This is a genomic window from Pseudomonas sp. NFIX10, from assembly GCF_900111955.1.
Lineage (GTDB): Bacteria > Pseudomonadota > Gammaproteobacteria > Pseudomonadales > Pseudomonadaceae > Aquipseudomonas > Aquipseudomonas fluorescens_AA.
Genome location: NZ_FOKH01000035.1, coordinates 24,411 through 44,061, shown reverse-complemented (window position 1 = coordinate 44,061; position 19,651 = coordinate 24,411). Strand labels below are relative to the sequence as shown.

The window sequence follows — 19,651 nt, the reverse complement described above, 5'->3', positions numbered from 1 at the left end:
GCCAACGCCCCGCCCGTTAAGCTTGGCTTAAGGTAAAAGCCACATTTTATGTCAAACGTTGTGACCCCTTGAACAAAGCATGACGAACTTACGTGAGGGAATTGTTCATTACCGCTATAATCGCCGCCTTTTCATCGGGCTATACGATTTCAGACATGAGCCAATCCAGCGACCTGATTCAATCGGCACAACGTACCATCCGCCTCGAGCTCGAAGCCGTGCAAGGCTTGCTGCCCCATATCGACGCTGATTTCGTACGCGCCTGCGAGATGATTCTGGCCAGCAAGGGCCGCGTGGTCGTGGTCGGCATGGGCAAGTCCGGGCACATCGGCAACAAGATCGCCGCCACCCTCGCCAGCACCGGCACCACGGCCTTTTTCGTCCATCCGGCCGAAGCCAGCCATGGGGACATGGGCATGATCACCCGGGACGACATCATCCTGGCCCTGTCCAACTCCGGCTCCACCAACGAGATCATCACCCTGCTGCCGCTGATCAAGCGCCTGGGCATCCAGTTGATCAGCGTGACCGGCAACCCCGACTCGCCGCTGGCCAAGGCCGCCGAAGTGAACCTCAATGTCCATGTCGAACACGAAGCCTGCCCGTTGAACCTGGCACCGACCTCCTCCACCACCGCGGCCCTGGTCATGGGCGACGCCCTGGCCGTGGCGCTGCTGGAAGCCCGGGGCTTCACCGCGGAAGACTTCGCCTTTTCCCATCCCGGTGGCGCTCTCGGCCGTCGCCTGCTGCTGAAAGTCGAAAACGTGATGCACGCCGGCCAGGAACTGCCACAGGTCGTGCGCGGCACGCTGCTCAAGGACGCGCTCATGGAAATGACTCGCAAGGGACTGGGCATGACGGTGGTCCTGGAGGCCGACGGCAAGCTTGCCGGGATCTTTACCGACGGCGACCTGCGCCGCACCCTGGACCGCACCATCGACATCCACAGCGCGACCATCGAGCAAGTCATGACCCCTCACGGCAAGACCGCCCGCGCCGAGATGCTCGCCGCCGAGGCCCTGAAAATCATGGAAGACCACAAGATCAGCGCCCTGGTGGTCGTCGATGACGAAGACCGTCCGGTGGGCGCCCTGAACATGCACGATTTGCTGCGTGCGGGAGTCATGTAAATGAACACAGACCTGTTGCAACGTGGCAAAGCCATCAAGCTGGCCGTGTTCGATGTGGACGGCGTGCTGACCGACGGTCGCCTGTACTTCCTCGAAGACGGCAGCGAATTCAAGACCTTCAATACCCTCGACGGCCAGGGCATCAAGATGCTGATGGCCGCCGGCGTACAGACCGCTATCATCAGCGGCCGCAAGACCCCGGTGGTCGAACGGCGTGCGAAGAACCTCGGCATCCCGCATCTTTATCAGGGACGCGAAGACAAACTGGTGGTGCTGGACGAGCTTCTGGGCCAACTCAACCTAAGCTATGAACAGGTGGCCTACCTCGGTGACGACCTGCCAGACCTGCCGGTGATTCGCCGAGTCGGCCTGGGCATGGCAGTCGCCAACGCGGCCAGCTTCGTGCGCGAGCATGCCCACGGCATCACCACGGCGCGAGGCGGCGAAGGTGCCGCCCGCGAATTCTGTGAACTGATCCTGCGCGCCCAGGGCCGCCTCGAAGCGGCCAACGCCGCGTACCTGTGAGCCATATATGCTGAGCAAAAAGATTCGCACCGTTGCGGTGTTTGCCTGTATCGCGGCGATTTTCGCCGCGGTGGGCTATTGGAACATCAGCCCCGAGCGGTTTCTCGACCAGCCCGCGGCCCAGGTCGAGGAATGGATCGACTGGTATGCGACCAACACCCATACCCTGCAGTATCTGCCCGACGGCAAAGTGCAATATGAGATGACGTCCGATAAGGTTGACCACGTAAAAGCCACTGACATTACGCTGGTCACCAAGCCGGACCTGAACATGTTCCGCGGCACCGAATTCCCGTGGCACGTGCAGAGCGAGCACGCCGAAGTCAATTCCGGCGGCACCGAAGTGGAACTGATCGACTCGGTACGCGTCGCCCGAACCGACGAGAAAAACCGCACGACCATCATCACCAGCACACGCATGACCGTGTTCCCACAGCAAGAATATGCGCAGACCGAGCAACCCGTTAGAATCGACGGCGCCGGGGGTGTATCGACCGGCACGGGCATGAAAGCGTATTTGAAGGAAAGCAGGATACACCTGCTATCGAACGTAAGAGGACAGTATGAAGCTCGCTAAAACCCTCCCTATTTTGCTCAGTCTGGGCGCAGCACTGGGAAGCGCGAGCGCCTGGGCTCTTCCCAACGACCGCGACCAGCCTATCCGCATCCAGGCCGACGACGCCCAACTCGACGACAAGAATGGCGTCGCCACCTATAAAGGCGATGTGATCATCACCCAGGGTTCGATGAAGGTCACCGGCAACACCGTGACCATCACCCGCACCCCGACCGGCGATATCGATGTGGTGACCTCGGTGGGTAACCTGGCCTATTTCGAGCAACTGCAAACCGCGGGCGATACCAAGCCGGTACAGGGCTACGGGGTGACCATCCAGTACCACGCCGCCCAGGATCGCGTGGTCCTGATCGACCGTGCCAAGGTCGTCGACAAGGACAACAACGTTACCCAGGGCGAGAAAATCGTCTACGACACCGTCAAGAAACTGGCCAGCGCCGGCCGCGCCACCGGCAGCAAAGTGACCGAGCAGCGTCCGCGGATCGACATGGTGATCCAGCCTAAAAAGAAAACCGAGCAGAAGGCCCAGTAATGGCAACTCTGAAAGCCCAGCACTTGGCCAAGAGCTACAAGGGCCGGCAAGTCGTGCGTGATGTGAGCCTGTCCATCGACAGCGGCCAGATCGTCGGCCTGCTCGGCCCCAATGGCGCGGGCAAGACCACCTGCTTCTATATGATCGTCGGCCTGGTCCAGGCCGATCAGGGTCGCGTGCTGATCGACGACCTGGATGTCAGCCACCAGCCGATGCACGGCCGGGCGAAGGCCGGGATCGGCTATCTGCCGCAAGAAGCGTCGATCTTCCGCAAACTGTCGGTCGCCGACAACATCATGGCGATCCTCGAGACCCGCAAGGAGCTCGACAAGGCCGGCCGTCGCCAGGAACTGGAAAGCCTGCTGCAGGAATTCCACATCAGCCACATTCGCGACAACCTGGGCATGAGTCTGTCGGGTGGCGAACGGCGCCGTGTGGAAATCGCCCGTGCCCTGGCCACCGCACCGAAGTTCATCCTGCTCGACGAACCGTTCGCCGGCGTGGACCCGATCTCGGTGGGCGACATCAAGCAGATCATCCATCACCTCAAGGCCAAGGGCATCGGCGTGCTGATCACCGACCACAACGTGCGCGAAACCTTGGATATCTGCGAAACCGCCTACATTGTCAATGACGGCCAATTGATCGCCGAAGGTGACTCCGCCGCGATCCTGGCCAACGACCTGGTCAAGGAAGTTTACCTGGGCCATGAGTTCCGTCTGTAAGCACACGTGTCTGGCGAATTGCCTGGGCGTCGCTTAATTTTATTATGGCGACGCTCTAGGCAAACACTTCAGTTTCAGGCATATAATTTGCTTAAGTTTGGCGCTCCGGCGCCCTGTAGTGGATGGCGCATGTGCGCCGGCGAATAAGGTGTTAAGCCCCTGCCATGAAACCATCGCTAGTCTTGAGAATGGGCCAGCAGCTGACGATGACACCGCAGCTGCAACAGGCCATCCGCCTGCTCCAATTGTCGACCCTGGACCTGCAACAGGAAATCCAGGAGGCCCTGGAGTCCAATCCGATGCTCGAACGCCAGGAAGAAGGCGACGACTTCGACAACACCGATCCGCTGGCCGACAACGTCGAGCAGAAGACCAATACCGAGATCCCGGAACCGTCCTACCAGGAAGCCGCTCCGACGGTGGATAACCTCGAGGATGGCGAATGGAACGAGCGCATCCCCAACGATCTGCCCGTGGACACGGCCTGGGAAGACGTCTACCAGACCAGCGCCAGCAACCTGCCCAGCAGCGATGACGACGAGTGGGACTTCACCACCCGCACCTCGGCCGGCGAAAGCCTGCAAAGCCACCTGCTGTGGCAACTGAACCTGGCGCCAATGTCTGACACCGATCGCCTGATCGCCGTGACCCTGATCGACTGCATCAACAACCAGGGCTACCTGGACGAGACCCTCGAAGAGATCCTCGAAGCCTTCGACCCCGAACTCGACATCGAGCTGGACGAGATCGAAGCCGTCCTCCATCGCATCCAGCAATTCGAACCGGCCGGCATCGGCGCCCGCAACCTGGGCGAGTGCCTGCTGCTGCAACTGCGCCAGTTGCCTGCCAAGACGCCATGGCTGGCCGAAGCCAAGCGATTGGTCACCGATTACATCGACCTGCTGGGCGGTCGCGACTACAGCCAGTTGATGCGGCGCATGAAGCTCAAGGAAGATGAGCTGCGCCAGGTCATCGAGCTGGTCCAGAGCCTCAACCCGCGCCCCGGCTCGCAGATCGAATCCACTGAGCCTGAGTACGTGGTGCCCGACGTGATCGTGCGCAAGCACAACGATCGCTGGCTGGTGGAGCTCAACCAGGAGTCGGTGCCCAAGCTGCGGGTCAACGCCCAGTACGCCGGCTTCGTCAAGCGCGCCGACACCAGCGCCGACAACACGTTCATGCGCAACCAGTTGCAGGAAGCCCGCTGGTTCATCAAGAGCCTGCAAAGCCGCAACGAAACCCTGATGAAGGTGGCCACCCAGATCGTCGAGCATCAGCGCGGCTTCCTGGAGTACGGCGACGAAGCGATGAAACCGTTGGTCCTGCATGACATTGCCGAGGCAGTTGGCATGCACGAGTCGACGATTTCCCGGGTGACCACCCAGAAATTCATGCATACCCCCCGGGGCATCTATGAATTGAAATACTTTTTCTCCAGCCATGTCAGCACCTCCGAAGGCGGCGAATGCTCGTCCACGGCCATCCGCGCGATCATCAAAAAACTGGTGGCCGCGGAAAATCAGAAAAAGCCGTTGAGTGACAGCAAGATCGCTGGTTTACTGGAGGCACAAGGCATTCAGGTGGCCCGCCGTACCGTCGCCAAATACCGCGAATCCCTCGGGATCGCGCCTTCGAGCGAACGCAAGCGGTTGATGTAACAGGCCACGCCACAGCGTTCCAGTGGCAGGCATTTCTGCCTGCCGCTTTATGCACTGGCAACGAAGGAGAAGCTGTATGCAAGTCAACATCAGTGGACACCAACTGGAAGTGACCGAACCCCTGCGCACCTACATCGGCGAAAAACTCGACCGGTTGGAGAGGCATTTCGACAAGATCACCAACGTGCAAGTCACGATGAACGTCGAGAAACTGCTGCAGAAAATCGAAGCCACGCTGCATATTCCCGGCGGAGAAGTGGTCGCCAACGCAGAGCACACAGACATGTATGCCGCGATTGACCTGCTGACCGACAAGCTGGATCGCCAACTCAAAAAGCATAAGGAAAAGACCCAGAGCCTCCTCCAGGGCGCGACCGGTCGTTAACCCCCCCAATCCATGATCCGACTAGAAAACATCCTGACCCCCGGCCGTTCCCTAGTGAACGCGCCGGGCGGCAGTAAAAAGAAAGCCCTCGAACAAACTGCCAACCTGATCCACCGCGAAGTGCCGGATCTGGGAATGCAGGACGTCTTCGAGGCGCTGGTTGCCCGTGAAAAACTCGGTTCCACCGGTTTTGGCAACGGCATCGCCATTCCCCATTGCCGCCTCAAGGGCTGTACCGCGCCCATCAGCGCACTGTTGCACCTTGAAGCCCCCATAGATTTCGATGCCATCGACGGCGCCCCGGTCGACCTGCTGTTCGTATTGCTGGTTCCGGAAGCGGCGACCGATGCGCACCTCGAGCTGCTGCGCCAGATCGCCAGCATGCTGGACCGCAAGGAAGTGCGCGAAAAACTGCGCAGCGCGCCGAGTAACGAAGCTCTGTACCAGGTGGTCCTGGACGAGCAGAACGGTCATTAAACATGCGCATGATCATCGTCAGTGGCCGCTCCGGCTCCGGTAAAAGCACGGCCCTCAACGTGCTTGAGGACAGCGGCTACTATTGCATCGACAACCTGCCCGCCGGCCTGCTGCCGGAACTGGCCGAGCGCGCCCTGATCCACACCGAGCTGGCGCAGCCGCTGGTGGCGGTGTCCATCGATGCGCGCAACCTGCCGAGCCACCTGTCGCGCTTTCCCGAGCTGCTCGAGGAAGTGCGCAGCCGGCATATTCAATGCGAAGTGTTGTACCTGGATGCCGATGAAGAGACGCTGCTCAAGCGTTTTTCCGAAACCCGCCGGCGTCATCCGCTGAGCAACGCCAACCGCTCCCTGGCCGAAGCCATCGAGGATGAAAGCCAGCTGTTGGGGCCGATCGCCGACCTGGCGGACCTGAAGGTCAACACTACGCACCTGAACCTGTATCAGTTGCGCGACACGATCAAGCTGCGCCTGCTGAACCAACCGGAGCCGGGCACGGCGTTCCTGGTGGAGTCGTTCGGCTTCAAGCGTGGCATGCCGGTAGACGCCGACCTGGTGTTCGATGTGCGTTGCCTGCCCAACCCTTATTGGAAACCGGAACTGCGCGAGCAGTCCGGGCTCGATCAGCCAGTGATCGACTACCTGGCCGCACAGCCGGACGTCGAGGAAATGTATCAGGACATCTCCAGCTACCTGCTCAAATGGCTACCCCGCTTTGCCGCAAGCAGCCGCGCCTATGTCACGATCGCCATCGGCTGTACCGGCGGCCATCACCGCTCCGTCTACCTAACCGAACGCCTCGGTCAGCTCCTGCAAAAATCCCTGAAGAATGTCCAGGTTCGCCACCGCGACCTCAGCTAAAGGATTCACACCGCGATGCCTGCTCAGGAAATTGAAATCATCAACAAGCTGGGTTTGCATGCCCGAGCGTCGGCGAAATTTGTAGGCGTGGCGGGAAAGTTTCCGGAGACCACGATCAGGGTCGGACGTACGCCCGAGACTACGGTCGACGGTAAAAGCATCATGGCGATGATGATGCTCGCCGCCGGCAAGGGCACCAAGATTCACCTGAGCACTGAAGGGGAACAGGCGCAGGAAGCGATGGATGCCCTGGTGGCGCTCATCAACAACTACTTTGACGAAGGCGAATAACCCCTGTGGCGAGGGAATTTATCCCCGCTGGGCTGCGAAGCAGCCCCAAAAAGAGCTTAGTCGACCTGATGCTCGGCGGTGACAGATATCAGGGCTGCTTCGCAGCCCGGCGGGGATAAATCCCCTCGCCACAGATGGCTCCTTCCCATAGGTTGATCCCTGTCCCACAGGTTCCCCCCTGTCACGCCAACGCCGTATCCAGCACCATCATCAGACAAAACCCCACCAACAACCCCAGGCTCGCCAGTTTCTCGTGACCATTGCGGCGAGATTCGGGAATGACCTCGTGGGTCACCACCAGCAGCATCGCCCCAGCCGCCAACGCCAGGCCCAGGGGCAAGAGCAGCTCGGCCAAGCTCACCAACCAGGCGCACAGCAGCGCGAACACGGGCTCGACCAGCCCTGACGCCGCGCCAATCAGGAACGCCTTGACCCGCGACATGCCCGCCGTGGCCAGCACCAACGCAATCACCAGCCCTTCGGGGACATCCTGCAAGGCGATGCCCATCGCCAGGCTGTCGGCATCCGGCATGCCGCCGCCCGCCGACACGCCCACTGCCATGCCTTCTGGAATGTTGTGGGCGATGATGGCGAATACGAACAACCAGATCCGCGGCGCAATGATCGGGCGTCCCGGCGCCGCCACCAGCCGTTCGGGGTTGGCCGAGACCTTGCGGTCCACCAGGTACAGTCCGAATGCCCCCGACAGAATGCCAAAGCAGATAAGGCCGCTGGCCGCCCAAGGCGTGAATCCCAACTGCTCGGCCGCGGCAATGCCCGGCACGATCAGCGAAAACGCCGTGGCCGCGAGCATCACCCCGGCACCGAAGCCCAGCAGCGAATCGCTCACGGCCTGGGGCATGCGCCGGATGACCAGCACCGGCACGGCCCCCAGCGCGGTGCCCAAGGCACAAAGTCCGCCGCCCTGAAGGGCTCGCAACAGCCTGGGCTCCAGGTCCAGCCACGCCAGGCCCTGGGCCGCCAACAACGTCATCCCGGCCAACAGCAGCAATGACCCCAAGGCATAGCGGAACATCCGTCCGCTTCCAATCGCCAGTGTTTGAGTATCCATAGTCAGCCTTGGAGGGTATTCATGAAGGACTCGACGCCAGCGCCGCCTGATAGCGTCGGGCGACTTCAGGCCAATTGATCACGTTGTAGAAGGCGCTGATGTATTCCGGACGACGGTTCTGGTAGCGCAGGTAATAGGCATGCTCCCAGACGTCCAGGCCAAGAATCGGCGTGTTGCCATTCATCAACGGACTGTCCTGGTTGCCACTGCTTTCCACCACCAGGGTCTTTTGCGGGGTCACGCTCAACCAGGCCCAGCCGCTGCCGAAACGGGTCAATGCCGCTTTGGTGAACGCTTCCTTGAAACGTTCGATACCGCCCAGTTGCGCATCGATCGCCGCCGCCAGGGCCCCCTTGGGCAAACCGCCGCCCTGGGGCGTCATCACCTCCCAGAACAACGAATGATTGGCATGGCCACCCCCCTGGTTGATCACCGCAGCCTTCAGGCTGGGCGGCAACTGCTCCACGCTGGACACCAGTTTTTCGACAGGCCACCCGGCGTACTCGGTGCCGTCCACCGCCGCGTTGAGGTTATTGATGTAGGTCTGGTGATGCTTGGTGTAGTGGATCTCCATGGTTTGCGCATCGATGTGCGGTTCCAGGGCGTCGTAGGCGTAGGGCAATGCAGGCAAGGTAAAAGCCATGTTCAATGGACTCCATAATGAAGAGGGGCATTGCGCTGCCGGGGCGTAGCAGCATTGCAATGCAGCAGGCGCTGGGTGCGTGGGTACTCACCGTGCTCGCTGATGAAATTCAGCAGTTCGACGTAGGTCTTGTGGCTCTGGCGTTGCGCGGCGGCGCGCAGGGCCGGTGCCAGGCGTTCGTCCTGCATCGTCTGCAACAACCGTTGGTGGATCGCACACAAGTATTCGGCGCTCTCCTCCGGCTGGTTCAGGCGCAAGTGCAGGTCCGCCAGGTTGTGATGGGAGACGACGCAAGCAGCGACCGCTTCGTCGGCATCCGCCCAGCGCTCGAACAACACTTGGGCCAGCGCCAGGGCTTGCAGGTAGGCTTCGCGGGCATCCACCAGCTCGCCCAGCATGAAACAGCGATTGGCCCGTTCGATCGTACGTTTCCAGTGTTCCATGGTGAGTCCTCCACACAGGTGTCGGGGTTACACGCCGCCGGCGGTGAGCTTCTCCGGGTCCAGCAGGACTTCGAGTTCGCTGCGAGACAGGTCGGTGTGTTCCAAGGCGACATCGATGACCGGTCGGCCTTGCTGATAAGCCTTCTTGGCGATTTCAGCGGCCTTCTGGTAACCGATGATCGGATTCAGCGCGGTCACCAGGATCGGGTTGCGCGACAACGCTTCCTTGAGCCTGGCTTCGTTGACCTTGAACGTGGCGATGGCCTTGTCCGCGAGCAAGCGGCTGGCGCTGGACATCAGGGCGATGCTGCTCAGCAGGTTCTGGGCGATGATCGGCAACATCACGTTCAATTCGAAGTTGCCCGATTGACCGGCAATGGTGATCACCGTGTCGTTACCGATCACCTGGGCCGCGACCATCGCGGTGGCTTCGGGAATGACCGGGTTGACCTTGCCGGGCATGATCGAGGAGCCCGGTTGCAGGCCTTCGAGTTCGATCTCGCCCAGGCCCGCCAGCGGCCCGGAGTTCATCCAGCGCAGGTCGTTGGCGATTTTCATCAGCGACACGGCCGTGGTCTTGAGCTGTCCGGAAACCGCCACGGCGGTGTCCTGGGAGCCGATCAGCGCGAACAGGTTCTTGCCCGGGGTGAATTGCACGTGGGTCAATTGCGTCAGTTGTTGGCTGAACAGCTCGGCGAAGCGCGGATGGGCATTGACCCCTGTGCCGACCGCCGTGCCGCCCTGAGCCAGGGATTGCAGGCTCGGCAGGAGGTCCTGCAAGTGGCCGATATTGGCCTTGAGCTGTTGCGCCCAACCGTCGAGCACCTGACTCAGGCGCACCGGCATGGCGTCCATCAGGTGGGTGCGCCCCGTCTTGATGAACGGGTGGACTTCTTCGGCCTTGCGCTCGATCACCTGCACCAGGTGCAACAACGCCGGCAGCAGTTGCTCATGCAAGGCCAGCGCGGCGCTGACATGAATGCTGGTGGGGATGATGTCGTTGCTGCTCTGGCCGCAGTTGACATGGTCGTTCGGGTTGATCGTCTCTCCCAGCAGGCCGCTGGCGAGGGTGGCGATCACTTCGTTGGCGTTCATGTTGGAGCTGGTGCCGGAGCCGGTCTGGAAGATATCCACCGGAAAATGATCCATGAAACGGCCTTCGAGCAGCCCCAGGGCGGCATCGACGATGGCCTTGCCCTGGGCCGCGCTGATCTGCTCCAGCTCCACGTTGGCCCGGGCGGCCGCGGCCTTGGCCAGGATCAGGGCGCGGATGAATGGCGCTGGCATCCGCTGGCCGCTGACCGGGAAATTATCCACGGCACGCTGGGTCTGGGCGCCATAGAGGGCATCCACCGGGACGTGCAGCTCGCCCATGCTGTCGCGTTCGATACGGGTATTACTCATCGGGAGATCCTTGCACCAGTTCAATAAGGGGAATCGATGGCGCCAGGGCGCAGGTCGCCAGCGCCCAGGCATGGCTCTGCCAACGCTTGAGGCGGCAGCGGCACAGTGATTGGCGTTCGAGGTCACGCAGGGGGCGCCAGGCCTGGTCGAGGCAGAGGCTGCGCCAATGCCAGGGCAGCGCGACATCCGAAGCGGTGTCGAGCAGCAGGCGGAAGGCGGTTTCGGAGATCATCCACGGCGAGGTGGCGGTGCAACAGGCCAGGTAGCGGCCCTCGGCCAGGTAGTGCTCGATCAGCCGCGGTTCGTCCGGGTTCATCGCGCAACGGATCTGGCGGCTCATCCAGCGCCAGCTTTCAAGGTAGGGTTGTTCGTGCAGGGCAGAACTCATGACCGGGGCTCACACTCGGCGAATGAGATTCATTATTAGATGATAATAAGAAGCAACACAAGCCTGGGAGCGCATCATTGTGGCGAGGGGATTTATCCCCTCACCACAGGGTGTCCACCGTGTCCCCCGGTCCAAACAGGGATCTGCGAACATAAAAAAGGCGCGTCATCCACTTGGATGACGCGCCTTTTTTCTGCGATTGAGGGTCAGCTACCCGCCACCGTCATCCGCTCGATCAGTACCGAGCCGGTGCGGATGTTGCTGCGCAGTTCCAGATCATTGCCCACGGCCACGATCTGCTTGAACATGTCGCGCATGTTCCCGGCGATGGTGACTTCCTGGACCGGGAACTGGATCTCGCCGTTCTCGACCCAGAAACCCGCCGCGCCACGGGAATAGTCGCCGGTGACCATGTTCAGGCCATGGCCCATCAGTTCCGTCACCAGCAGGCCCCGGCCCATGCGCCGCAGCAAGGCGGCCTGGTCTTCTTCGCCATGGGTCACGAACAGGTTATGCACGCCACCGGCATTGGCGGTGCTCGGCATGCCGAGTTTGCGTCCCGAATAGGTGCCGAGGATGTAGGACACCAGCTCGCCCTTTTCCACGAATGGCTTGGCGTAGGTGGCCAGGCCATCGCCGTCGAACGCGGAGCTGCCCATGGCCTGCATCAGGTGCGGACGCTCGTCGATGGTCATCCATTCCGGGAACAGTTTCTGGCCCAGCGCGCCTTCGAGGAACGACGACTTGCGGTACAGGTTGCCGCCGGACACCGCCGACAGGAAGCTGCCGAACAGGCCACCGGCCAGCTCGGCAGAAAACAGCACTGGCACTTCGCACGTCGGCACCGGCCGTGCACCCAGGCGGCTGGCCGCCCGTTGCGCGGCTTTCTGGCCGATGCTCACCGGGTCCGCCAGCAAGGTGCCCTGGCGGTTGACGTCGTACCAGTAATCACGCTGCATCTGGCCATTGGCTTCGGCGATCATGACGCAACTGAGGCTGTGGCGGGTCGATGCATAACCGCCGATGAAACCGTGGCTGTTGCCGTAGACGCGGCAGCCCTGGTGGGTATTGAGCGTCGTACCGTCGGCATTCTTGATCCGCGAGTCGGCATCGAACGCCGCCGCTTCGCAACGCAGCGCCTGCTCGATGGCCTGTTCAGGGGTGATGTCCCAGGCGTGAAACAGGTCGAAGTCCCGCAGTTCCTTGCACATCAGCGCGGCATCGGCCAGGCCCGAGGCTTCGTCTTCGGAGGTGTGCTGGGCAATCGCCAGCGCCGCGGCGACGGTTTCGCGAATTGCATCCGGGCCGCTGGCCGACGTGCTGGCCGAGCCTTTGCGCTGGCCCACGTACAAGGTGATGCCAAAGCCCTGGTCGCGATTGAATTCGACGGTTTCCACCTCGCGCTGGCGTACCGACGTCGACAGGCCCTGCTCCAGGGACACCGCCACCTCGCACGCACTGGCGCCTTGTCGCTTGGCCTCGGCGAGGATCTGCTCGACTTGTTCCTGCAGTGCCGGCAATGCCTGCGGGCCGACGCTTTGAACTGCACTCATGGTGTTCTCCACTCAAATTCTGTTTTCGGTGATGGCCATCGAGCGACCGGGCCGGACAAGCGGCCCCCGACTGGTTATCATGGCGGCGTTTCTTTGCGGACTGCCACCATGGTTGATTCTTACGACGACTCCCTCTACGAGGGTGAAAAAAGCAAATCCCAGGTCAAACGCGAGCTGCATGCTCTGGTTGACCTCGGCGAGCGCCTGACAACACTCAAGCCTGACTTGCTGGCCAAATTGCCTTTGACCGACGCCTTGCGTCGGGCCCTGGCCGATGCGCCCAAGCACACCGCGCATATCGCGCGTAAACGGCACCTGCAATTCATCGGCAAACTGATGCGCGATCAGGATACTGACGCCATCCTGGTGCTGCTCGATCAACTCGATGCCTCCACCCGGCAATACAACGAACGCTTCCACAACCTGGAGCGCTGGCGCGATCGCTTGATCGCAGGCGACGACGGCGTGCTGGAAAAATTCGTCATCGACTACCCGGAGGCCGATCGCCAGCAATTGCGCTCCCTGATCCGTCAGGCCCAGCACGAACTGGCGCAGAACAAGCCACCGGCCTCGAGCCGTAAAATCTTCAAGTACATCCGTGAGCTGGACGAAACCCAACGCGGCTTGCGCTGAGTAACGCCCACGGGTGGAGGCCTTGCACTCCACCCGACGCTCCCGTCATGCGCCCGTGCCACCCACGGTAATCGCATCGATCTTCAGGGTCGGCTGGCCCACGCCCACCGGCACCGATTGCCCGTCCTTGCCACACGTCCCCACACCGCTGTCCAGCGCCAGGTCGTTACCGACCATAGACACCTTGCTCATCGCCTCCGGCCCGTTGCCGATCAGGGTCGCCCCCTTGACCGGTGCGGTGATCTTACCGTCTTCGATCAGGTAGGCCTCGCTGGTGGAGAACACGAACTTGCCGCTGGTGATGTCCACTTGGCCGCCGCCGAGGTTGGCGCAATAGATGCCTTTTTTCACCGAGGCGATGATTTCCGCCGGGTCGCTTTGGCCACCCAGCATGTAGGTATTGGTCATGCGCGGCATCGGCAGGTGCGCGTAAGACTCGCGGCGACCGTTGCCGGTGCGGGCCACGCCCATCAGACGGGCGTTGAGCTTGTCCTGCATGTAACCCTTGAGCACCCCGTTCTCGATCAGCGTGGTGCATTCGGTTGGCGTGCCTTCATCGTCGACGCTCAGGGAGCCGCGACGCCCGGCCAGGGTGCCGTCATCGACAATGGTGCAGAGTTTCGAAGCGACCATTTCCCCCATGCGCCCGCTGTAGGCCGAACTGCCCTTGCGGTTGAAATCGCCTTCCAGGCCGTGGCCCACCGCTTCGTGCAGCAGCACACCGGACCAACCGGAGCCGAGCACCACCGGCAATGTGCCAGCCGGAGCCGGGATGGCTTCCAGGTTGACCAGGGCCTGACGCAGCGCCTCACGGGCATAGCCCATGGCGCGGTCTTCACTGAGGAAATAACGGTAATCGGTGCGCCCGCCGCCACCATGGCCGCCGCGCTCGCGGCGACCGTTCTGCTCGACGATCACACTGACGTTGAAGCGCACCAGCGGTCGTACGTCCGCCGCCAGGCCACCATCGGTGGAAGCCACCAGGATCCGCTCCCAGACCCCGGCCATGCTGACCGACACCTGCTGGATGCGCGGGTCGAGGGCGCGGGTGGCGACGTCGATGCGCTTGAGCAATTCGACTTTCTCGGCACGGCTCATGACTTCCAGTGGGTTGTCCGGGGCATAGAGTTGCGTCACGTCCTGGCTGCTGAACGCCTGGACCGTGCCATTCTGTCCGGCGCGGGAGATCGAGCGGGCCGCACGGGCCGCGGCCCCCAGGGCTTCGAGGGTGATGGCGTTGCTGTAGGCGAAACCGGTCTTTTCCCCGGATTGGGCACGCACGCCCACACCCTGGTCGAGGTTGAAACTGCCTTCCTTGACGATGCCGTCCTCCAGCGACCAGGACTCGGAAATCTGGCCTTGGAAATACAGGTCGGCGGCATCGATGCCCGGGCCGGCCAGGTCGCCCAGCACGCCTTGCAGGCTTTCAAGCGTCACGCCGCCAGGGGCTAAAAGGTGTTCACTGACTGAGGATAACAACCCGCTCATATGTTTTACGCCTTGGATTCGTCGTCTTGGACAGGCCGCTGTCGAGCGCCCTGCGAGAAAAAGCGCCGATGGCTGGCCACCGGCATACGCGCCCGGATGGACGCTTGTTCGCTGCTGTCGCGCTCGGCCACCAGCACGGCCTCGCCTTGATCCTGTTGTGCCAGCACGCGGCCCCACGGGTCGACAATCGCGGCATGGCCAAAGGTTTCCCGAGGCCCCGGATGCACGCCACCCTGGGCGGCCGCCAGCACGTAGCACTGGGTCTCGATGGCCCGGGCGCGGATCAGCACGTCCCAATGGGCCGCGCCGGTCACCGCGGTAAACGCCGACGGTGCCGTGATCAACTCGGCCCCGGCAGCCCGCAGCTCGCTGTAGAGTTCCGGGAACCGCAAGTCATAACACACCGTCAGGCCCACCCGGCCGACGGGGGTATCGGCAACCACCACGTTGGCGCCATAAGCATAGTCATCCGACTCGCGATAGCGCCCGCGATTGTCCGCCACATCCACATCGAACAGGTGCAGCTTGTCATAGCGCGCCACGATCTGGCCCTGATCGTCGACCAGCAACGAACAGGCATGGGACCTGGCCTCGGGCTGGTCCACCGGCGGCAACGGCAGCGTGCCGGCCACAATCCATAACTTGAGGTCACGGGCGACCTGTTTCAACCACGGCAGGATCGGTCCCTGACCAAAGGCTTCGGCACGGCCGATATCGGCAATGTCCCGTCGCCCCATCGCCGCGAAATTCTCCGGCAACACCGCCAGCCTCGCGCCGCCGGCGGCAGCCTGCTCCAGCAGCACCCGGGCACGGGCCAGGTTGGCGAGCACGTCGCTTTGGCTGACCATTTGAATCACGGCGACTGGCATGGTCCCTCCCTCATTTCTTGCATCATTCCCCTGTGGGAGCGAGCTTGCTCGCGATAGCGCAGGATCAGCAAAGGAAATATGACTGATACACCGCTATCGCGAGCAAGCTCGCCCCCACAGGGGTTATCCCATCGTCTGTCAAAACGGCTTGTCGAAGGTGATCTTCGGCTCTTTCCACGGCCCCTTGACGTCGTATCTTACGCTGGCAAAACGCGCCACGCGGTCGCCGATCAGTTTGTCGATCAGAAACAGCGCGCCGCCCACCGCCGGCGCACCGACAATCAGCGCGGCGATCGGCAGGTTGTTGGTCACCGGCAACGTCACCAGCAGCTTGGCGTCGACGCGATCGGCCACCATGTCCAGCGTACCGTTGAGTTCCAGGTTGCTCGACGGTCCGGTCAGGGTAATGGGTTCGCGGGTCACGTACACCCCATCGCTCGCCACCAGCAGCCCCTTGACCCGGTCATAACTCAAGCCCTTGCCGAACAGGTCGGAGAAGTCCAGGCGCAAGCGTCGGCCGATGGAGTTGAAGTTCAGCAGGCCGAATACCCGCAACGCCTGGGCGCTGCCTTCGACTTCGACGAACTGGCCCTTGGTCAACGACGCGTCGAGGCTGCCGGAGAAGCGTTTGGTGGCGACCCACGCCGGCGAACCGGGCCAGCGACCATCGACATCCAGGCGGAAGGCCTGGCTGGTCACGCTCGGTGCGAACCCCCAACCCTTGAGCACATCGGCCAGGTTCTTGCCGCCGATCCGTCCCTTGTACCAACTGTTGGTGGCGCCAGGCGTACCTTCCCAGCCGCCACTGCCATTCAACACCATGCCCTTGAGGCCCATGTCCAGGTTATTCAGCGCAATGCCCTTGGCGGTCGGGCGCACCTTCAACGACCACGCGCCAATCAGGTCAGGGCCCTGAAACAACTGGTCGATGGCGATATCCATCGCCGGGATCTTGCCGGGATCGACCGACGCCAACGGGTCCGGGGCGTTTTCATCTGCCTGGACCGTCGGGTCTGGGGCCGGCAGGCGAACGTAGTCGAGCTGGATGCCAATCGGTGCGGCCTTGGCGTCCGGCAGGTTGACATTGCCCTTGGCCTGCTGGCTGTCGAGCCGCAAGGCCCAGGCGTCCGGCTTGCGATCCAGTTGCACCGACGCCTGGTCCAGGGTGGTACCCATGGCCGTGAGCTTGCCGACGGTCAGATCGGCGCTGCTGAGCAGTTGCTTGGCGCTGCCGCCCGGATCCTGGCCGGCGTACCTGTGCACCAGGTCCTGCCAGGGACTGACGTCCAGTTCCGACAGCGTGCCCCGCAGTCGCAGCCCCTTGGCGCCAGGCAGCACCGCATCGCCGGCGCCCAGCAGCAACTCGCCGCGACCGTCGGCGAATTTCCCGCTTGGCGCAGCGTAAGTGAAGCTGGCCAGGTCACCATAATCGACCCAGTAACGCCGTTCCGGCCCCTGCAGGGTCATGCGAAACACCGTGTCGCGCCCGACATCGGCGGCCATGCCGAAGGGGGCCGGCAGGTCTACGGCCACGCCCTTGAGGCTGGAGCTGACCGACAGCTGGCTGTCGGCACCGTCGAGGATCACTTGCAACTGGTAGGGCACGACGCCCGATACCGGCAACGGTTGGGTGACGTTCAGCCAACTGGTGAGCTTATTGATCTCCACCTGCCCGGATGCGGCGACCCGCGTGTTGAGCGCACCGGCACGGCCCTCGGCGAAAATCTGCGCGGTCACGGGCCGGTCGAATGCCCGGGCGCTGATGCCCTTGCCGCTCAGGCCCTTGTCGCTGTCGAAGCGGAAATCGCCCTTGAGCTGGGTCAGTTCCAGCGCCGGCTCGCTGAGCTTGAGACGAGCCTGGTCCGTGGCGAAGTCCACCAGGATCTTCGGTTGCTCGCCTTTGACCAGCGGAATATCCAGCTTCACGCTGCCTTTCAGGTCGCCCTCGCCTTCCCAGCCGGCGAACGTCTCGGCGGTCCCGATCGGCGCGCTCTGGAGGATTTTCAAACCGTCGCCCAGCCCACCGGCGAACCCGCCGTCCAGCAGCAGATGAGAGCTCTGGCCGGTCGGTACATGGGGAATGTTCACCGAAACATCCTTGACCTGGGTATCGAGCAACTGCCCCTGGCTGGCATAGATGCGCACGCCGCTGTCTTCGACGAAGACATCGCCGCTGACCTTGCTGACCGAAGGCCAGCCCGGCTGGAACGCCAATTCGGCGTCATGCACCTTGAAAAACAGGCTGATGCTGCGCGCCGCATCTCCGGCGCCGTGATTGAGCGAGCCTTGATACTGGAAAAAGCCTTGGTCCACCGCGCCCTTGACGATGGCCGTGCGCAGCCACTCATCCAGCGCCGGACTGAGGACCGCCGGCAGGTACTTGGCGGTGTAGCGCCCGTCACCGTCCACCAGGCCGACCCGCAGGTCCATGTAGTCTTCCTGGCTGTGGTCGAAATGCAGGCGAATCAGGAAGTCGCCGGCAATCCGGCCCTCCTCGCCCAGCACCTTCAGGTATGGCGCGATCAGGGTGAAGCCTTGCTTGTCGAGCTTCCAGGTCAGCCGGGCATTGGCTTGCAAGTACTGCCAGGGCTTGGCGAAGATCGGGTCCAGGTGCAGGGAAAAATCCTTGCTGTCCATGCGCAGCTCGCCGCCGCCCAGGTCGCCGCTCAGGCTCCCGGAGACGTTGCGCGCCGCCGGAGCGCCGCGATAGGCATCAAAGCCCACGGTATCCAGGTTGGTGGCGAAGCTGACTTTCTGGTCACCGGTGTTCTGCGGCCGGTAGTCCAGCAGCACGTTGCGCAGGCCACCGGTCACTTTGAGCCGGTCAATCGTCGTGGCCAGGCCTTCGGGCAACGGTGCCAGGGCATTGAGCAAAGGCGTGAGCGGGGTCAGGTCGAGGCGGTCGGCCTGCAGGTGCCAACGCTCCTCGGCCTGCTCGGTGGCGGCGGTTTGTTGCAGTTGCAGGTGCGATTCCCAGCGGGTCTCGCCCAGGTTCATCGCCAGGGAATCGAAGGTCGCGGTGAACCCTTGGCTACCGCGCTGGAAATAAGCGTTGAGGCCCAGGTTGTGGATCTGTACCGGCTTGCGTTCGCCGTAGGCACCCTGGAGCTGCGGCGCGTTCAAGCGCATGGCTGCGCTTTGCACCGTGCCCTCGCCCCAACTGAGCCAGAACTCACCGCCGGCCTGGATCCGGGAGAAATTCCATTGCTGGGTCAGGCGTTTGGGCAGCCATTTGGACCAGTCGCTTTGCGGCAGGCTCAAATAGGCGTCGGCCTGGCCGTTCTTCCAGTCGCTGGCGCGCAGGCGAGTACGCAGGTTGATCGCCACCGGCTGCCCGTCAGGCAGGGTCAGGCGTGCGTCCAGGCGCTGGCGGGTGGCGCCGGTGCGCAGGCTCAAGCCGACGTAGGTCAGGGTCAGCGGCGGTTGCTCGATGGGCTGCAAGGTCACCTGGCTATCGAGCACCGAGAGCGTGGAGACCACTTGCATGCGTTCGAGCAGTTGCTGCGGATCGAAGGGCTGCTCGTCCTTAACCGGCAGGCCTTCCAAAGCCCATTTGCCGTCGGCGCCCTCCTTGAGGCTGATCTTCAGGCCACTGACTTCCAGGTGGGCGATGCGCACCTGACGCGCCAGCAGGCTGTCCCACAGGTCAGGCACGGCCCGCACCTCGTCCAGGTGCAAGGCGTTGGGGCCCTCGCCGACCACCACGTCGCGCGCCGCCAGGATCGGCGCCAAAGCGTTCCAACTGCCGTCCAGGCTACCGATGTGCACAGGCATGCCCAGGGCGGCGCCCGCGCGAGTCTCGACCTCGGCCCGGTATTCGGCCACCAGCGGGACCAGCTCGCGACCGAGGCTGACGTACAACGCCAGCAACACCAGCAACAAGGCGCAAAGCCCCAGCCCCCAACGGGTCAGCGTCGCGATCAAGCGTGTCAGACGCTCCATGTCAGTGGGCTCCCCTGGCAAAGACAATCAAATCCGCGGGCCCGCCGCTTCTCAAG

Annotated in this window: 20 protein-coding genes; 11 read left to right on the top strand and 9 right to left on the bottom strand. The window is 62.7% G+C overall.

Translation table 11 applies throughout. The features are described from left to right. Positions 1–155: 155 nt before the first annotated feature. From BM321_RS25010 to BM321_RS24965, 10 genes are all read left to right on the top strand, one after another. A complete protein-coding gene (locus tag BM321_RS25010; protein ID WP_092445439.1) occupies positions 156–1,130 on the top strand; it encodes a KpsF/GutQ family sugar-phosphate isomerase in 975 nt (324 codons plus the stop codon). Next, positions 1,131–1,655 (top strand): KdsC family phosphatase, encoded by a 525-nt coding sequence (locus BM321_RS25005; protein ID WP_060739154.1) that lies wholly within the window; start codon positions 1,131–1,133, stop codon positions 1,653–1,655. Between the two features lie 7 nt (positions 1,656–1,662). After that, positions 1,663–2,232, top strand: a complete 570-nt coding sequence (lptC, locus tag BM321_RS25000; protein ID WP_092445437.1) for an LPS export ABC transporter periplasmic protein LptC — start codon at positions 1,663–1,665, stop codon at positions 2,230–2,232. Next, positions 2,219–2,764: a lipopolysaccharide transport periplasmic protein LptA gene (lptA, locus tag BM321_RS24995; RefSeq protein ID WP_092205006.1), complete on the top strand. Its 546-nt coding sequence runs from the start codon at positions 2,219–2,221 to the stop codon at positions 2,762–2,764. The genes lptC and lptA overlap by 14 nt, the downstream gene beginning before the upstream one ends. Further along, the gene (gene lptB, locus BM321_RS24990) at positions 2,764–3,489 is read left to right on the top strand and encodes an LPS export ABC transporter ATP-binding protein (protein WP_072410876.1); all 726 of its coding nucleotides are present in this window, start codon (positions 2,764–2,766) and stop codon (positions 3,487–3,489) included. The genes lptA and lptB overlap by 1 nt, the downstream gene beginning before the upstream one ends. 164 nt (positions 3,490–3,653) lie before the next feature. Further along, positions 3,654–5,147 (top strand): RNA polymerase factor sigma-54, encoded by a 1,494-nt coding sequence (locus BM321_RS24985; protein WP_092445435.1) that lies wholly within the window; start codon positions 3,654–3,656, stop codon positions 5,145–5,147. Between the two features lie 76 nt (positions 5,148–5,223). Further along, the gene (gene hpf, locus BM321_RS24980; RefSeq protein WP_003178005.1) at positions 5,224–5,532 is read left to right on the top strand and encodes a ribosome hibernation-promoting factor, HPF/YfiA family; all 309 of its coding nucleotides are present in this window, start codon (positions 5,224–5,226) and stop codon (positions 5,530–5,532) included. A 12-nt stretch (positions 5,533–5,544) separates the two neighbouring features. Further along, the gene (ptsN, locus tag BM321_RS24975; RefSeq protein WP_092445434.1) at positions 5,545–6,009 is read left to right on the top strand and encodes a PTS IIA-like nitrogen regulatory protein PtsN; all 465 of its coding nucleotides are present in this window, start codon (positions 5,545–5,547) and stop codon (positions 6,007–6,009) included. Positions 6,010–6,011: 2 nt separating this feature from the next. Then, entirely contained in the window at positions 6,012–6,869 is an 858-nt protein-coding gene (gene rapZ, locus BM321_RS24970) for an RNase adapter RapZ (RefSeq protein WP_092445432.1), read from the top strand. Positions 6,870–6,884: 15 nt separating this feature from the next. After that, positions 6,885–7,160, top strand: coding sequence for an HPr family phosphocarrier protein (locus BM321_RS24965; protein ID WP_092445430.1), 276 nt, complete (start codon positions 6,885–6,887; stop codon positions 7,158–7,160). Positions 7,161–7,341: 181 nt separating this feature from the next. Here the strand turns inward: BM321_RS24965 and BM321_RS24960 are convergent, their stop codons facing one another. The 6 genes from BM321_RS24960 to pmbA form a co-directional block, all read right to left on the bottom strand. Further along, on the bottom strand, positions 7,342–8,232 hold the full coding sequence (locus BM321_RS24960; RefSeq protein ID WP_092333311.1) for a ZIP family metal transporter: 891 nt from the start codon (positions 8,230–8,232) through the stop codon (positions 7,342–7,344). Positions 8,233–8,251: 19 nt separating this feature from the next. After that, entirely contained in the window at positions 8,252–8,875 is a 624-nt protein-coding gene (locus BM321_RS24955) for a superoxide dismutase (protein WP_092445428.1), read from the bottom strand. Positions 8,876–8,877: 2 nt separating this feature from the next. Continuing rightward, positions 8,878–9,318 (bottom strand): hypothetical protein, encoded by a 441-nt coding sequence (locus BM321_RS24950; RefSeq protein ID WP_072410865.1) that lies wholly within the window; start codon positions 9,316–9,318, stop codon positions 8,878–8,880. 27 nt (positions 9,319–9,345) lie between these two features. Then, complete coding sequence (locus BM321_RS24945) at positions 9,346–10,722, bottom strand: class II fumarate hydratase (RefSeq protein WP_092205000.1); 1,377 nt, start codon at positions 10,720–10,722, stop codon at positions 9,346–9,348. Further along, a complete protein-coding gene (locus BM321_RS24940; protein ID WP_053118468.1) occupies positions 10,715–11,110 on the bottom strand; it encodes a hypothetical protein in 396 nt (131 codons plus the stop codon). The genes BM321_RS24945 and BM321_RS24940 overlap by 8 nt, the downstream gene beginning before the upstream one ends. 206 nt (positions 11,111–11,316) lie before the next feature. Then, positions 11,317–12,663, bottom strand: a complete 1,347-nt coding sequence (gene pmbA, locus BM321_RS24935) for a metalloprotease PmbA (RefSeq protein ID WP_060739165.1) — start codon at positions 12,661–12,663, stop codon at positions 11,317–11,319. Positions 12,664–12,771: 108 nt separating this feature from the next. Here pmbA and yjgA point away from each other — a divergent pair, with 108 nt between their 5' ends. Further along, positions 12,772–13,296 (top strand): ribosome biogenesis factor YjgA, encoded by a 525-nt coding sequence (yjgA, locus tag BM321_RS24930; protein ID WP_072410857.1) that lies wholly within the window; start codon positions 12,772–12,774, stop codon positions 13,294–13,296. A 45-nt stretch (positions 13,297–13,341) separates the two neighbouring features. Here yjgA and tldD read toward each other — a convergent pair whose 3' ends face one another. The 3 genes from tldD to BM321_RS24915 form a co-directional block, all read right to left on the bottom strand. Continuing rightward, complete coding sequence (gene tldD, locus BM321_RS24925) at positions 13,342–14,784, bottom strand: metalloprotease TldD (RefSeq protein WP_057451545.1); 1,443 nt, start codon at positions 14,782–14,784, stop codon at positions 13,342–13,344. A 5-nt stretch (positions 14,785–14,789) separates the two neighbouring features. Beyond that, positions 14,790–15,653: a carbon-nitrogen hydrolase family protein gene (locus BM321_RS24920; protein WP_092445426.1), complete on the bottom strand. Its 864-nt coding sequence runs from the start codon at positions 15,651–15,653 to the stop codon at positions 14,790–14,792. A gap of 138 nt (positions 15,654–15,791) precedes the next feature. After that, positions 15,792–19,595: a YhdP family protein gene (locus BM321_RS24915; protein WP_092445424.1), complete on the bottom strand. Its 3,804-nt coding sequence runs from the start codon at positions 19,593–19,595 to the stop codon at positions 15,792–15,794. Positions 19,596–19,651 lie beyond the last annotated feature (56 nt).

What these genes read in the sequence shown, in the direction of transcription:
- BM321_RS25010 (WP_092445439.1), top strand. Translation starts at nt 156, where the DNA reads ATGAGCCAATCCAGCGACCTGATTCAATCGGCACAACGTACCATCCGC.
- BM321_RS25005 (WP_060739154.1), top strand. Translation starts at nt 1,131, where the DNA reads ATGAACACAGACCTGTTGCAACGTGGCAAAGCCATCAAGCTGGCCGTG.
- lptC (WP_092445437.1), top strand. Translation starts at nt 1,663, where the DNA reads ATGCTGAGCAAAAAGATTCGCACCGTTGCGGTGTTTGCCTGTATCGCG.
- lptA (WP_092205006.1), top strand. Translation starts at nt 2,219, where the DNA reads ATGAAGCTCGCTAAAACCCTCCCTATTTTGCTCAGTCTGGGCGCAGCA.
- lptB (WP_072410876.1), top strand. Translation starts at nt 2,764, where the DNA reads ATGGCAACTCTGAAAGCCCAGCACTTGGCCAAGAGCTACAAGGGCCGG.
- BM321_RS24985 (WP_092445435.1), top strand. Translation starts at nt 3,654, where the DNA reads ATGAAACCATCGCTAGTCTTGAGAATGGGCCAGCAGCTGACGATGACA.
- hpf (WP_003178005.1), top strand. Translation starts at nt 5,224, where the DNA reads ATGCAAGTCAACATCAGTGGACACCAACTGGAAGTGACCGAACCCCTG.
- ptsN (WP_092445434.1), top strand. Translation starts at nt 5,545, where the DNA reads ATGATCCGACTAGAAAACATCCTGACCCCCGGCCGTTCCCTAGTGAAC.
- rapZ (WP_092445432.1), top strand. Translation starts at nt 6,012, where the DNA reads ATGCGCATGATCATCGTCAGTGGCCGCTCCGGCTCCGGTAAAAGCACG.
- BM321_RS24965 (WP_092445430.1), top strand. Translation starts at nt 6,885, where the DNA reads ATGCCTGCTCAGGAAATTGAAATCATCAACAAGCTGGGTTTGCATGCC.
- BM321_RS24960 (WP_092333311.1), bottom strand. Translation starts at nt 8,232, where the DNA reads ATGGATACTCAAACACTGGCGATTGGAAGCGGACGGATGTTCCGCTAT.
- BM321_RS24955 (WP_092445428.1), bottom strand. Translation starts at nt 8,875, where the DNA reads ATGGCTTTTACCTTGCCTGCATTGCCCTACGCCTACGACGCCCTGGAA.
- BM321_RS24950 (WP_072410865.1), bottom strand. Translation starts at nt 9,318, where the DNA reads ATGGAACACTGGAAACGTACGATCGAACGGGCCAATCGCTGTTTCATG.
- BM321_RS24945 (WP_092205000.1), bottom strand. Translation starts at nt 10,722, where the DNA reads ATGAGTAATACCCGTATCGAACGCGACAGCATGGGCGAGCTGCACGTC.
- BM321_RS24940 (WP_053118468.1), bottom strand. Translation starts at nt 11,110, where the DNA reads ATGAGTTCTGCCCTGCACGAACAACCCTACCTTGAAAGCTGGCGCTGG.
- pmbA (WP_060739165.1), bottom strand. Translation starts at nt 12,663, where the DNA reads ATGAGTGCAGTTCAAAGCGTCGGCCCGCAGGCATTGCCGGCACTGCAG.
- yjgA (WP_072410857.1), top strand. Translation starts at nt 12,772, where the DNA reads ATGGTTGATTCTTACGACGACTCCCTCTACGAGGGTGAAAAAAGCAAA.
- tldD (WP_057451545.1), bottom strand. Translation starts at nt 14,784, where the DNA reads ATGAGCGGGTTGTTATCCTCAGTCAGTGAACACCTTTTAGCCCCTGGC.
- BM321_RS24920 (WP_092445426.1), bottom strand. Translation starts at nt 15,653, where the DNA reads ATGCCAGTCGCCGTGATTCAAATGGTCAGCCAAAGCGACGTGCTCGCC.
- BM321_RS24915 (WP_092445424.1), bottom strand. Translation starts at nt 19,595, where the DNA reads ATGGAGCGTCTGACACGCTTGATCGCGACGCTGACCCGTTGGGGGCTG.